This window comes from Streptomyces sp. NPDC058678, from assembly GCF_042714835.1.
Classification (GTDB): domain Bacteria; phylum Actinomycetota; class Actinomycetes; order Streptomycetales; family Streptomycetaceae; genus Streptomyces.
Map to the genome: position 1 here is coordinate 1 of NZ_JBHXSG010000028.1, position 13,238 is coordinate 13,238.

General features: G+C 71.0%; 11 protein-coding genes and 1 pseudogene. 6 read left to right on the forward strand and 6 right to left on the reverse strand.

All coding sequences use genetic code 11. The features are described from left to right. Positions 1–60 precede the first annotated feature (60 nt). From ACFWWR_RS24365 to ACFWWR_RS24375, 3 genes are read left to right on the forward strand one after another with little or no spacing between them, the layout of a single operon-like run. Positions 61–1,074: an iron-containing redox enzyme family protein gene (locus ACFWWR_RS24365; protein WP_383862944.1), complete on the forward strand. Its 1,014-nt coding sequence runs from the start codon at positions 61–63 to the stop codon at positions 1,072–1,074. Between the two features lie 21 nt (positions 1,075–1,095). Continuing rightward, positions 1,096–1,758 (forward strand): HemK2/MTQ2 family protein methyltransferase, encoded by a 663-nt coding sequence (locus ACFWWR_RS24370; protein WP_383862946.1) that lies wholly within the window; start codon positions 1,096–1,098, stop codon positions 1,756–1,758. Further along, a complete protein-coding gene (locus tag ACFWWR_RS24375) occupies positions 1,739–1,999 on the forward strand; it encodes a CDGSH iron-sulfur domain-containing protein (RefSeq protein ID WP_384305269.1) in 261 nt (86 codons plus the stop codon). The genes ACFWWR_RS24370 and ACFWWR_RS24375 overlap by 20 nt, the downstream gene beginning before the upstream one ends. A gap of 136 nt (positions 2,000–2,135) precedes the next feature. Here ACFWWR_RS24375 and ACFWWR_RS24380 read toward each other — a convergent pair whose 3' ends face one another. After that, the gene (locus ACFWWR_RS24380) at positions 2,136–2,570 is read right to left on the reverse strand and encodes a protease inhibitor (protein WP_383862953.1); all 435 of its coding nucleotides are present in this window, start codon (positions 2,568–2,570) and stop codon (positions 2,136–2,138) included. 334 nt (positions 2,571–2,904) lie between these two features. On the opposite strand from ACFWWR_RS24380, the gene ACFWWR_RS24385 reads away from it, so the two are divergent. Both ACFWWR_RS24385 and ACFWWR_RS24390 read left to right on the forward strand, forming a co-directional pair. Beyond that, positions 2,905–3,456: a hypothetical protein gene (locus ACFWWR_RS24385; protein ID WP_383862955.1), complete on the forward strand. Its 552-nt coding sequence runs from the start codon at positions 2,905–2,907 to the stop codon at positions 3,454–3,456. Between the two features lie 760 nt (positions 3,457–4,216). Continuing rightward, positions 4,217–5,386: a lactate 2-monooxygenase gene (locus ACFWWR_RS24390; protein WP_384305272.1), complete on the forward strand. Its 1,170-nt coding sequence runs from the start codon at positions 4,217–4,219 to the stop codon at positions 5,384–5,386. 176 nt (positions 5,387–5,562) lie between these two features. Here the strand turns inward: ACFWWR_RS24390 and ACFWWR_RS24395 are convergent, their stop codons facing one another. The 4 genes from ACFWWR_RS24395 to ACFWWR_RS24410 form a co-directional block, all read right to left on the reverse strand. Beyond that, positions 5,563–7,260, reverse strand: coding sequence for a multicopper oxidase family protein (locus ACFWWR_RS24395; RefSeq protein ID WP_384305274.1), 1,698 nt, complete (start codon positions 7,258–7,260; stop codon positions 5,563–5,565). Positions 7,261–7,886: 626 nt separating this feature from the next. After that, positions 7,887–9,509, reverse strand: a complete 1,623-nt coding sequence (locus tag ACFWWR_RS24400; protein ID WP_384305277.1) for an RICIN domain-containing protein — start codon at positions 9,507–9,509, stop codon at positions 7,887–7,889. Positions 9,510–10,019: 510 nt separating this feature from the next. Next, positions 10,020–10,397 carry a toxin Doc gene (locus tag ACFWWR_RS24405; protein ID WP_383862967.1) on the reverse strand — a complete coding sequence of 126 codons (378 nt, stop codon included), beginning with the start codon at positions 10,395–10,397 and terminating at the stop codon, positions 10,020–10,022. 3 nt (positions 10,398–10,400) lie between these two features. After that, a complete protein-coding gene (locus tag ACFWWR_RS24410) occupies positions 10,401–10,646 on the reverse strand; it encodes a hypothetical protein (RefSeq protein ID WP_383862970.1) in 246 nt (81 codons plus the stop codon). 150 nt (positions 10,647–10,796) lie between these two features. Here ACFWWR_RS24410 and ACFWWR_RS24415 point away from each other — a divergent pair. Beyond that, a pseudogene (locus ACFWWR_RS24415) lies at positions 10,797–11,022 on the forward strand (ubiquinol-cytochrome c reductase cytochrome b subunit); the annotation flags it as partial. On the opposite strand, the gene ACFWWR_RS24420 reads toward ACFWWR_RS24415, so the two are convergent. Further along, a complete protein-coding gene (locus tag ACFWWR_RS24420) occupies positions 10,967–13,210 on the reverse strand; it encodes a glycoside hydrolase family 9 protein (RefSeq protein WP_384305280.1) in 2,244 nt (747 codons plus the stop codon). The pseudogene ACFWWR_RS24415 and the gene ACFWWR_RS24420 sit on opposite strands and share 56 nt — an antisense overlap. Between the last annotated feature and the right edge of the window lie 28 nt (positions 13,211–13,238).

The following is a 13,238-nucleotide window of genomic DNA, read 5'->3' on the forward strand; positions in this document are numbered from 1 at the left end:
GCCCCGAAGGGCGACTCCACGCCGGTGGATGGCGGCGCACGGCCGGGGTACCCGGGGCACATGCCCCACGAGAGTCACGAACCACTGCTGCCCCCCGCCCGGGGGCCGGTCTCGGCAGCCGTCGCGGAGTACCTGCGGGGCGCCGGACCTCTTCCGGACCACGAGGAGGTGGCGGGCGCCGCCGTGTACGGCGACGACCTCCAGCTCGCCCTGTACCTCTGCTACGAGCTGCACTACCGCGGTTTCGAGGGCGTCGCCCCGGACCGCGAGTGGGACCCCGACCTGCTGCGCACCCGCGCCGCGCTGGAGCACCGCTTCCTGGCCGCACTGCGCGCCGACACCGCCGTACACGAAAGCGTCGACGACGCGCTCGCGGAGCTGCTGGTCGAACCCCTCGACGGGACGGGCGTCAGCCACTACCTGCACAAGGAGGGCGAGCTGTGGCAGCTGCGCGAGTACGCCGCGCAGCGCTCGCTGTACCACCTCAAGGAGGCCGATCCGCACGCCTGGGTGCTGCCGCGGCTGTGGGGCCGGGCCAAGGCCGGGATGGCGGCGGTGGAGTTCGACGAGTACGGCGGCGGCCGCCCCGACCGGGTGCACGCGCGGCTGTTCGCCGACCTGATGACCGACCTGGGCCTCGACACGACGTACGGTCACTACCTCGACGCGGCCTGCGCTGAGCTGCTGACCACGGTGAACCTCATGTCCTTCTTCGGTCTGCACCGATCCCTGCGGGGTGCCCTGGTGGGCCACTTCGCCGCGGTCGAGATCACGTCGTCGCCCGGTTCCCGGCGGCTGGCCGAGGCGATGCGGCGCACGGAGGCCGGACCGGCCGCCGAGTTCTTCTACGACGAGCACGTCGAGGCGGACGCCGTGCACGAGCAGGTCGTACGCCACGAGGTCATCGGCGGGCTGCTGGCCGAGGAGCCGCATCTGGCGGCCGACGTGGCCTTCGGTATCGACGCGACGGAACACGTCGAGGGCCGCCTGGCCGCCCGGCTGCTCACCGACTGGCGGGCAGGGCGATCGTCGCTGCGCGCACCCCTGGTTTCCGAGATGCGCCATATCTCCTGATTGTCGGGGTACCCGAGCGACGTGAATCCTTTGGTCTTTCCGCTGGTCCTCCCCGGTGTCTACGCCCCTCAGGAGGACACCGCCCTGCTGGCCGGGGCCCTGTCCGAAGAACCGCTTCCGCCGGGCGCGGACGTCCTCGACGTGGGCACCGGCTCGGGTGCGCTGGCGCTGGAGGCCGCGCGCCGCGGCACGCGGGTGACCGCGGTGGACGTGTCGTGGCGGGCGGTGGCCACGGCCCGGCTGAACGCCTGGAGGGCGGGAGTGCCGGTACGCATCCGGCGCGGCAACCTCTTCGGCCCCGTAAGGGGCCAGTCCTTCGACCTGATCCTGACCAACCCGCCCTACGTGCCGGCACCCATGATGCGGTTGCCGCGCGGACCGGCCCGGGCCTGGGACGCCGGCCGTGACGGGCGGTTCGTACTGGACCGGATCTGCCGGGAGGCACCGGAGCTGCTGCGCCCAGGAGGCGTCCTGCTGATCGTGCACTCCGCGCTGAGCGACCCCGGCCGGACGCTGGAGCATCTGCGCGGGGCCGGGCTCAAGGCGTCGGTGACCCGCCGTCGCCGGATCGCGTTCGGTCCGGTGCTGCGCGGGCGGGAGGACTGGCTGCGGGACCGCGGGCTGCTGCCCCCCGCCGAGAAGCAGGAAGAGCTGGTGGTCGTCCGTGCCGAACTCCCCGTCTGACACACCTCGTCGGATCACCGTGCAGCGCCGGGGTCCGCTACTGGTGGAGGGCCCGGTGGAGGTGGAACTGGAGGACGGCACCACGGTGCGCTCCGACCGCTTCCGGGTGGCTCTGTGCACGTGCCGACGCAGCCGGCGATATCCCTGGTGCGACACCAGCCACCGCGATCGGAGCCAGAAACAGACGGACAGCCGGAAACGGACGGACGGCCAGCAGCAGGAAGACCGGAGAAGAAAGTGACCCAGGGGGTCGGCAGGCGGCCCCACTCCGCCCGCCGACCCCCCGGTGCGGGATCACAGGTCTCCGCGAAAGCGGCGCGCACTCCCCATCTGCGGGCCCCTCGGGACATTCCCGGAGAACGTGCGATCCCGGTCCCTCAGAACGTGAAGACGCTGCTCCCCTGGAAGCTCTTCACGCACTCGTTGGCGAAGGTGCGCTCGTAGGAGACGCGTTGACCGCGCCAGACGCCGTCGACGGTGACGACCACGGGGTCGTACTCCTTGGTGCACAGGACGCCGTCTCTGACCGCCAGGGCGTCGAAGTCCCCGTCGGCGGCGCGCAGTTCCGCGCAGGCGGACGCGGCGACAGGGTGGGTGCCCGAGGCGGTGGGGGCGCAGGTGAGGGTGACCGCCCGTTCCGGGGTGACGGTGGCGGCGCTTTCGCCGTGACCCATGGTGAGGACCAGGGCCGAGGGCGCGTAGAGCGCGGTCGGGGTGGTGGAGGGTTCTGCGAGGGCGGCGCCCGTCAGGGGTCCACAGACGGCGGTGGCCGCAAGGCCCAGGGTCGCTGCCCAGCGCGCGGTGTTCGGCATTGTGTGCATCCTTCCGCTCGATTCGACGAGATGTCGGTATGCCGCGATCCGGCTCGGTCGGTGCCGGTGCGGCGAGCGCGAGTCTGCCGAGTCCAGCCCCGAATCTCACATCGACCCCACCGGTTTCAGTAACCTTGCGTATTGAATCAGTGGCGCGAAGTAACGGAATTCGAACGCGCCCGCCCTGCAATCGCACGGTGCTCGATCTCCCGTTCCGGCCGGATGGCCGGATTCCCCCCGCCCCTTAATAGGCCTGAAACATTCCGCTTCAGCCCTCGGCGCACTCCCCCTTCCGTCCCTTGCGTTCCCGCTTCAGCGGAGTAATGCTGATTACATGATTACAACAGAGCAGCAAGAGAAGCTGCGCGGCTGGTTCGCCGGCCGACTGCCGGACGACCTCTTCGAGGCACTGGTCGAGGTGACGGCCGACCGCGAGGAGATCACCGTGATCGGCCGCATTCCCGAACCCCGGCTGGCGGAGGACGTCTCGGCCGCCGAACGGGAGGCTGCCGTCCAGGGCCGGGTCCAGGAGTTCCGGGAGCGCACCCGGGAGACCCGGATCGCGGTGGCGGGCGAGGCCGAGCACCGGTTCCGCCGGAAGGTGTCCTGGGGCGTGGAGTGCGGCGGGGAGCGGGTCCTGTTCACGCATGTGGCGGCGCCCGTGATGACCCGGCTGCGCCAGCCCGAACGCCAGGTCCTCGACACCCTCGTGGCCGGCGGTGTCGCTCGCAGCCGCAGTGACGCCCTCGCCTGGTGCGTCCGCCTGGTCCAGCGCCACACCGACGACTGGCTCGCCGAACTGCGGGACTCCCTCGAACACGTCCAGCGGGTGCGGGCCCAGGGGCCCGACGCCGGGCCGGAGGACTCCTCGGCGGACGGTGAGTGACCGGGAGGTGGACGATTGCTCCAGTCACGCTCCGAAGGATGGATGAACCGTCCTCTGGTGCGGATCTCGCGCACGGCCTTATGGTCGGCAGATCCCGAAGAGGACGGCATCCGCTCGCATCCCCCACCCCGGCGACAGCGAACGGCCGTCCTCGCCCCGCGCACCACGCGCCGCACCGCGGTCGCCGCGGCTTGAGCCCTCTTGCGATGCTGCGGCGGTTTCCCGAACCGCGGTCCGCGTACGGCCCCGAGGGGCGGCTCGCCCGTCCCGTCGGCACCCCCGGTGCCACCGATCACCGGCCCCGACGGGCGGACTGCCGTTCTCGCCGACGAGGTGGCGTCGGCGGATCCCTCCGGCCATGTCGCGAGCGTGACTCATCTTCTTGATGCCGGTCCGGCCGAGCGGCCCCGTGCCGGAGGCGATCGCCGCGCGCGACGGCTTCCGCCCGCCGCTGGCCGGGCTCGCGCACGCATTCAGGGGCCGGAGCTGGTCGAGACGGGCACCGGCCGCCGGCCGACGTCCTCGCAGCCACTCCACCTGGTCCGCCCCGCACGAGTCGCGCCGACGGCCTGGGCGGCCGCTCGTACCGGCCGAGGCACTGGACCCGGCGCGGGGCGCCGAGGCGGTCGCCGCGCAGGCACCGGCCCGGGAGCCCGGGCACGGACCCTGACACCTCGTCCGCCGCGGCGGGCGGAGCTTTGCCTACTCGCCGGTATCGTCGGGGCGACGCTGCTCGACGAGGAGAGGCGGGGCCGTACTGATGGGCAAGCACTGGGCCGACTTCCAGTACGAGATCTACCTGAACGGGATGTCGGGCGCCGTACCGCGCCTCCCCACCGATCTGACCCGGCTGGAGGAGCTGACCGAGCAACGGCTCGGCCCCGGCCCGGTCGGTTATGTGGCGGGCAGCGCGGGCGACGGCAGTACGGCCCGCGCCAACCGGGCCGCCCTGGAACGTCGCCGGATCGTGCCGCGCATGCTGCGGGACGTCCACGAACGGGACCTGTCCGTCGAGGTGTTGGGCCGCGCCCTGCCCGCGCCGCTGGCCCTGGCGCCGGTCGGCGTGCTGTCGATCATGCACCCGGAGGCCGAGCCGGCCGCCGCCCGGGCCGCCGCCGCGCAGGGCGTGCCGTACATCCTGTCGTCGGCGTCCAGCACGCCGATGGAACAGGTCGCCGAGGCGATGGGCGACGCCGAGCGCTGGTTCCAGCTGTACTGGCCGAAGGACCCGGAGGTGGCCCGGAGTTTCCTGCACCGGGTGAAGGCGGCCGGTTTCACCGCGCTGGTCGTCACGCTCGACACGCCGCTGCTGTCCTGGCGTCCGCGCGATCTCGACCAGGCGTATCTGCCGTTCCTGCACGGCGTGGGCACCGCCAACTACTTCTCCGACCCGGCGTTCCGAGCCGGCCTGGCCAAGCCGGTGCACGAGGACCCGAACGCGGCCGTGATGCACTTCGTCGGCATGTTCGCCGACCCCGGCAAGACCTGGCCGGACCTGGCGTTCCTGCGGGAGAACTGGGACGGCCCCATCGTCCTCAAGGGCGTGCTGCACCCGGACGACGCCCGCCTCGCGGCCGACGCCGGGATGGACGGCGTGGTGGTGTCCAACCACGGAGGCCGTCAGGTGGCCGGATCGGTCGCGGCGGCCGACGCGCTGCCGCGGGTCGCGGAAGCGGTCGGCGACCGCCTGACCGTCCTGTTCGACAGCGGCATCCGCACGGGCGACGACGTCTTCAAGGCCATGGCCCTGGGCGCCCGGGCGGTCCTGGTCGGACGGCCGTACGTCTACGGCCTCGGACTCGACGGCCAGGCGGGCGTCGAGCACGTGATCCGCTGCCTGCTCGCGGAGCTGGACCTCACCCTGGCCCTGTCCGGACACGCCACACCGGCGACCGTGGGCCCGGCCGACCTGGTCGAGGAGCTGGCATAGGAGCCGGGGAGCCTCCGCCGGTCAGGCCCTAGGTGTGCTGCCGGTGGCTTGGGGGGCTTGGGGGGCTTGGGGGGCTTGGGGGGCTTGGGGGGCTTGGGGGGCTTCCAAGATCTCCCACTCTGAGCATCGTTGCAGGTCAGCGACTCGCGAGCTCCGTTGAGTCACCGGCATTGGTGCTATTTGCGGTAGCCGAGGATGGTCATCATCCCGGATTCGGAGTGGTACTGGTTGTGGCAGTGGAGCATCCACAGGCCCGGGTTGTCGGCGTTGAAGTCGACGACGAGCTTGCGGTGCGGCAGTACCAGGGCGGTGTCCTTGCGGGCTCCGGCCGCGTCGATGCCGGTGAGGGCGAAGGTGTGGCCGTGCAGGTGCACGGGATGCCACATGTCGGTGGCGTTGATCAAGGTCAGGCGGACCCGTTCGCCCTCTCGGAGCGGGTGGCGTTGTTCGATGGAATAGGGCCGGTGGTCGAAGCTCCAGTCGAACTTCCCCATGGTGCCGGTGAGTCTGAAGCGCAGCTCGCGGTCAGGGGCGCGGTCGCAGAGGGCTACGGATTCGTCCGGCACGAGCCGTCTGGCCGGAACGACCCTGCCGTCGAGTTCCTCTGGATGCGCGGAGGGCCCAGGGAGGCCTCCGCTGGCGGTACGCAGGACTGCCAGGGCCCTCGCGTTCTTGCCCTCGGCCAGCGCGACCAGTGGGAACACCCCGTCCTTGGCGGTGATCAGTACGTCGTAGCGTTCGCCCATTCCCAGCAGCAGCGCGTCCGTCTCCCTGTGCTCGACCGGGTAGCCGTCCGTGTGCGTCACCGTCATCTCGTGGCCGCCCAGTGCCACCCGGAAGGCCGTGTCGCCCCCGGCGTTGATGATCCGCAGCCGGATCCTCTCCCCGGGACGGGCCCAGAAGACCGAAGGGGCCTGCGAGAGTCGGCCGTTGACCAGGTAGTACGGGTAGTCGACATGGCCACCCTCGCTGCGCAGCATGCGGCTGTGCGAGTGCCGCAGGACGCGGGAGGGGCCGGCGGGCTTTCCTGAGGCCGAGTCGTGCGCGCCGGCGGACATGTCGTGGCCGGAACCGCCGTGTGCGGTGCCCTCACCCATGTCCATCGGCACACCCTTGCCGTTGTGCAGCTGCGCCAGCACGGCGTCCGGGGTGGAGCCGCCCACGCCATCCACCCAGTCGTCCAGGACGACGACCCACTCCTTGTCGTAGGACAAAGGTTCCCTGGGGTCCTCAACGATCAGCGGGGCGTACAGGCCGCGGTCGAGCTGCATTCCCGAGTGTGAATGCAGCCAGTACGTGCCCGGATGCGACACGGTGAAGCGGTAGGTGAAGTCCGCGCCGGGCTTGATGGAGGCCTGGGTCAGGCCCGGTACGCCGTCCATGTCGCAGCGCAGACGGACACCGTGCGAGTGCAGCGTCGTCGCCGCGGGCAGGTGATTGGCGAGCGTGATACCGAGAACGTCGCCCGCGGTGACCCGGACCTCCCTGCCGGGCAGCATGTCGCCGTACGCCCATGACCTGACGGTCCGCCCGCCCAGGTCGAGGGACGTCTCGGTGGCGGTCAACGTGAACGTGCGGAGGGGGCCGGACCCGCGTTCCTTCTCGGCGGCGACGACCTCAGGATCGGACGGGTTCACGTATCCAGTGGGCCCTTTGGGGACGAAGCCGCTGCCGCTGTGACGGTCGGCCCCGAGAGCCGCCGGGTGGGGGCCGGACTCGGGGCGCGAGCCGGACACCGATTGCGAGCCGGACTCGGAGTGGGAGCCGGAGCCGGAGTGGGAGCCGGAACCGGAGCCGGAACAGGCGCCCGGGACTCCCGAGCCGGCGGCCACGATCGAGGCCCCGAGCAAGGTACGCCGTGTATGTGTGTGCATGACTGAATAACACATGACTTATATTCATATATGGGAGAACTTGGGGCGGCGCGTCTCACGATCGCGTGCGCCACACCCGACGAGGCTCCCGCTGAAACCCGGGCGGTCGAAGCCCTGAAGGACGGGCGCCGTATGCCAACGCCGGTACCGCTCTTGCCGCCCGCACCACCGACGACCTGCGCCCCGCCCGACTGTCTTTCGTGTGGCGAGGGGGTCAGGGTCAGGGCGCCTGCGGGCGAGGGGCTGGGCGGCTGTCGTGGCGTGTGCCGACGACCGCCCAGATCGGCCGGGCAGGCCGACGGCTGGGCGTTGAGCCGTATGAGGGCGCTGTTCGATCCTGGGGAAGCACCGGCGCAGGAGCCGGCGGCCGCGCTCTACGCCCAGCGGTGGGAGATCGAGACCATGCTGGACGAGATCAAGATCCACCCCGGGCACTGGCCCGCACCTGGCGGAGATCGCCGAACGCCTGCTGCCCGCATGCCGCCACCGGACCTGCCCCCGAGTGATCGAACGCAGGATGTCCAACGGGCCGCCCAGACGGGCCGAGGTTCACAACCGGACTCCACCCGCACCAGACACCGTCACCATCACTCGGCAGGACAGAACCCAGGTCACCGGCACCGGCCCTAGGTCCGGTCCGCCAGCCCCACCACCCTCGCGCCGGGTGTCTGCGCCCCGGTGACCGACAGCGAGCCGGGGGTGGCCGTCGACGCCGGGTCGGTCAGCCAGTTCTGGTCGGTGGAGCCGTCACGGACCTTGACGACGATGTCGGCACCCGGTTCGGCGGTGGTGAAGGTGAGGGCCAGCTGCTCGTCCCAGCGGGGCAGCAACTCGCCCTGCACGGTGAGGTCGTAGCGCACGTCGTCGGCCCGCTTCGCCTTCTCGCCCGCGCACGTGCCGAGAATGACCACACCGGCGTCGGCGTGCGAGTCGAGACACAGATCGGGCTCGGCCACGCTGCGCAGCAGCCCGTCGCTCTCGTACGACCACTGCTGCGTGGGCACGGACGAGCATGCCGCCAGTTCGGTCCCGGCTCCGGATCTGGGTTCGCCCGTGACGTCGAGGCACAGGTCGGCGCCGATGTTGCGCAGCCTGATGCGGCCCGGCGCGACGGGAAGTTGGGCGGTGCCGGAGGACGCCGTCGGCGGGGCCTGGCTGCCGGCTCCCGGTGCCGCGCCCACGCCGCCGTTCGCGCTGGTGGAGGCGGCCGGGTCGACGCCGTCCTCGTCCGACCACAGGCTGGCGACGAGCACGGTCGCGAGCAGTCCGGCGGAGGCGAGGCCGACGCCCGTCAGGAGCGTCCTCGAGGAGCGCAGCCCGCCCAGGGGCCGGCGGCCGGGCGCGGGGATCCCTGGCAGCAGCCGACGGCGTCCGCCGCCGTGCCGGGAGGAGCTGCGCGTGCGGGGCGGCTCCTGCGCCCGGTTCGGCCGGGACTCGAGATAGCGCCGGGCGCCCCAGCCGAGCACCGCCTCGGCGAGCAGTACGCCCAAGCCGCCCTCGAAATGGCTCAGTTGTTCGGCGGCGTTTCGGCAGTGCCGGCACTCCCCCAGATGGTGCTGGACATCCGGCAGCAGGGCACCGCCACGTCGAATCGGAACGTCGAGGAGACGGTTGTAGAAGCGGCAATCCTTGGTCGGTGCGAGTTCCCGATGGGCATGTACACAACCCTCACGGAGTTTTTCACGCGCTTGTTCGAGAGCTGCCGACGCGGTGTCGGTATCCATGCCGAGGAGGGCGGCTGGGACGGCTATCCCCTCCGCCTCGACCTCGACGTGCCACAGCAAACACCGGGCGAGTCCGGGAAGCGCGTGGAATGAACGCTCGGCCAACTTGCGATTTTCGGGCGTCAGCGACTTGGCCGCACGCATACCGCGGCCTCCGGAGGGTTTTCCCAACTCCGGCAGTACCCCGGATATGTGCTCGTCGGCCGACCACTGTCCGACGGTGTCCCGCACTGTCACGAGTAACCGCGGACGCAAGGCCACGGCCGGCTCGCCGAGGGTGAGCCGGTCGAACACCTGGTGGAAGGCGGCAGCGGTGACCATGGAGGCGGTGCCCTCGGGAGAGGCGAGACAGATCCCCGCGTACTCGTGGACCGGCTGCCAGTGCCGCGCCATGAGCAGCGCGACGGACTTGCCGACCTCGACGTCCGAGCGGCCTCTCAGCGCGGCGCCGAGACCCTCGTCGGATTCTTCGGGAACGCCACCGACCGGGGGATAAGGCGGGCGAGCGGGGTGGGGGGCTGGCACTGAGCGGATTCCTTCCCACGCACATGGGGACACAGAAGTTCTTGCCGCCGAAAAGAAGCCCGGACCGGCGCTCACCTTTCGGGTGCGGACACGAGGAGCATGAATTCACCGGCTTCCTCCGCCCCGGTTCCCCACGGGACGAATGCGAGCCGACCCTTACCCCCCACACGGTTGTTCACCCTCGCACAAGTCACTCACGGCCAACAAGACACTTGGGAAACCTGGACATCATTGAAAGAAAGTCAGATACGGCCGTGGAGCAGACGCCAACTCATCGCGCCCGCACCGGTTTTCGCCTTCGCATGCGCCCCGTGTGATTCCCGCGCACGCGCCGGAGCGGTACGCACGCTCCCGGCGCACACCGCCGCGTAGTGCACTGGAACCGGCCTTTCCTCCGAGGCCCCCGCGCAGGACGGCGGCTCTCCCGCGCGCAGACGGCCGCCGACCCCGTTCCTCCCGCCCTCGGTCGGCGGCCCCGGGGGTTGGCGGTGGTTCGACGCCCGGGGAACGTCAGATCTGCCAGGAACGCAGCCGGTCGGCCGCGCCGTAGACGTCCGTCTTCCCGGAGATCAGGTCGCGGGCGAGGTCGACGAGGGCTCCGTAGGGCGGGTCGATGCCGACGCCGCTGACGAACATGTAGGCCACGGCCGTCGCACAGGCGAAACGGGCGTTGGCCGACGGCAGCGGCTTGAGCAGGGCGACGGTGTGCAGCAGGGCGGCGGCCCGCCAGGCCGGGTCGGAGTCCACGCCGAGGCGGGGCGGGTCGACGCGGTGCCGGGCCACGGCGGCGACCAGGGCGGAGAAGTCGTTGATCGTGGGCTGGTCGGGCAGAACCTCTTCGTGCCGCTGGAGCAGCCAGGGCACGTCGATGTGAACGACGGGAGCCATGGGTCAGGCGACCCGCCCCTCGCCCTTGACGGACGGTTCGTCGTCCGGGAAGGCCTCCGCGAACTCCTCGGCGTGGGTCGCGAAGAACCGGCGGAACGCCTCCGCGCCCTCCTGCAGTGCTCGGTGCCGGGCGATGTCGGCGGCGGCCGCCTCTCGCACGAGGGCCTTCATGGACGTACCCCGCTCCTTGGCGATCTGCCGCAGGTCCTCTAGCTCGCGGTCGCTGAACTCCACGTTGAGAGCTGGCATGTCCTCACGGTACCGCGTGGGTACTTACTCGTAAATATCCCCAGGTCAGGAAGGTATCGCAGCGGTACCGGAGGAGGCATACGACGGTGGCCGGCCCGCTGTCCCGCCGGGCCGCGGTCAGCCGCCGCCGGGAGACGTACGTCGTTCCGGCGACTCCGTGACCGGGAGCTGGTGCTGCACGGCCGGGAGGCCGGCGTGATCAAGCGGCTGCCGCACGGTGAGTACGTCGAGGTGCGCCAGCCGCTCGATCAGGCCCGGCTCCACACCCTGACCGCCCATGAGCGGCCGGGGGAACTCGTGGAGCACGAGCCCGCCCACTCCTATCCCTGGTCCGCCACGAAGGACGCCATCCGGGTCAGGGCCGAGTTCCAGTTGATGGTGTGCTCGTTCGTCGACCAGGACTGGATGTCGTCGATGTAGCAGAACTGACCGACGCAACCCTGGAGTTTGCTCTGTGCGTAGGGGTCCTGGATGCTCGAGTTCGGTCCGCCCGCGAGAGTCCCGTCGGGCGGGGCCGGCAGGCTGGGGTCGAGCTGGCGGGCGTACCAACGGCTGTGCTGGTTGTGGGAGTCGACCTCGCCGTAACCGGTCACGTACGACATGTTCAGCGCGTTGCGGCCGAGGATGTAGTCCATGCTCTGGACGGCGCCGTCACGGTACTTCGAGGCGCCGCCGATGTCGTACGCGGTGGCGATGACGACCGCGTTGTGCAGGATCTGGTGGTTGGAGCCCCAGTCGTAGAGGTTGTCGGCGGGGGCGTACGGCATGCCGTACGGATGGGCCTTGAGGGTGGCCAGGTAGCGGTCCGCGCCCTTGATCACGGACTGGCGCACCTTGTCCCGACCGGGCAGTTTGCTCGGTACGGTCGCGAGGTCGAGGCGGGCCGCTGCCGCCGTCCTGGCCCAGTCGTAGCCGAGGGGGCCGAAGATGTCGGCCGTGTGGACCGGCGAGGCGATGACGTGGTCCGCGAAGGTCTTCTCCCCCGTGGTCAGGTACAGCTCGGCCGCCGCCCAGTAGAACTCGTCGGTGGCGTCGGAGTCGGCGTAGGCGCCGCCGCCGATGCCGTCGTTCGGGTCGGCGTACATCGAGGGGTGGGCGAGGGCCGCCGTCCAGGCCTTGCGGGCGGCGGCGAGGGCCTTCGCCGCGAAGGCCTTGTCGTAGGGCGCGTACAAGCGGGCCGCCTGCGCGGCCGTCGCCGCCAGGTTCAGCGTGGCCTGGGTGCTCGGCGGGTGCAGTTCACGCTTCTGCGGGTCGTCGCTGGGCAGCAGCGGCAGGCCGGTCCACTGTTCGTCGTGCATCTTGTGGTGGGCCATGCCGGCCAGCGGCTGCCCGTCCGGCACCTGCATCTTCAGCAGGAAGTCAAGCTCCCAGCGGACCTCGTCGAGGATGTCCGGCACCTTGTTGCCGCTCTCCGGGATGGTGAGCGAACCGTCGCCGAGCTTGGCCGGCTGTCCGGTGCGGGCAGTCAGAGAACGCTCGTGGGTGCTCAGCAGCTCCCAGGTGGAGATACCGCCGTTGACGACGTACTTGCCGTGGTCGCCTGCGTCGTACCAGCCGCCGGTGACGTCGAGCGTGTAGTCGCAGACGCCCGGCTGACAGGGCACGTTCGAGTCGCCCTGGTTGGGCGCCACGTCGACGTGGCCGGCGGGGCGGGCGTAGCCGGGGCGCAGGTCGTCGCGGATCGCGAGGCCGCTGCGCTGCGTGTAGTAGTACTTCGCGGCGTCCAGGCGCAGTTTCTCGTAGGCGCTGGTGCCGATGTCGAAGGGGCGGCTGGTCTCGCCGTCCGCGACCAGGGTGAGGCCGGTGCCCTGCTTCCTGTAGGCGCCGAAGTCGACCGAGTGGACGTTCTGGCCGGAGGAGGCGTCGGTGCCGCGCGGCACGGTCCAGCCCCGGGCGACGACCGTGCCGCCGGAGTTCCTGAGCTGCCAGGGAAGTTTCGCGGTCGCGTCGGTGACGAGGGTCGCGTTCTTGGGGCCCGCGGGCAGATAGGCGACCTGGTTGACGCGCACCCGGGGCCCGGTGTCGGGCTCGTAGACCTCGGGTGGCACTCCACCCAGCAGCGACACGTCGTCCATGCAGAAGCGGAACGGGTCGGCGCTGCCGCCGAGTTGGAAGCCGACCTGTCCCTGGGCGGTGTCGACCGGCGAGGTGAAGGTGTAGGAGTACGAGTTCCCCGACACGCTCAGCTGCGGGCTCACCTCGAAGTAGGTGTCGTACGGGGCCGCCGACAGGCCCACGATCGCGCGCAGGACGTGTCCGTCGGGCGAACCGTTGGCGGTGAAGGAGAACCTGTACGACTCTCCCTTGACCAGGGTGAGGTCGTTCTGGCCGACGGCGGCGTCCCAGCGGTTGGCGGTGCCGCCGGGCACGTCCGCGCACAGCTGTCCGTCGGACAGGCCCGCGGTGACGTTGCTGGTGGTCCACCAGGGGGCGGTGGTGGTGTCGAAGGTGCCGTTCCTGACCTGCTCGACCTCGTCGGCGGCGGCCCCGGGCGCGGGGAGGCCCACGAGTGCCGCCCCTAGCAGGGTCGTCAGGGAGAGCAAGGCGGTTCTGCGTCGTTTCACGTCTGGGCTCCTCGGGGGGAGGTGCGGG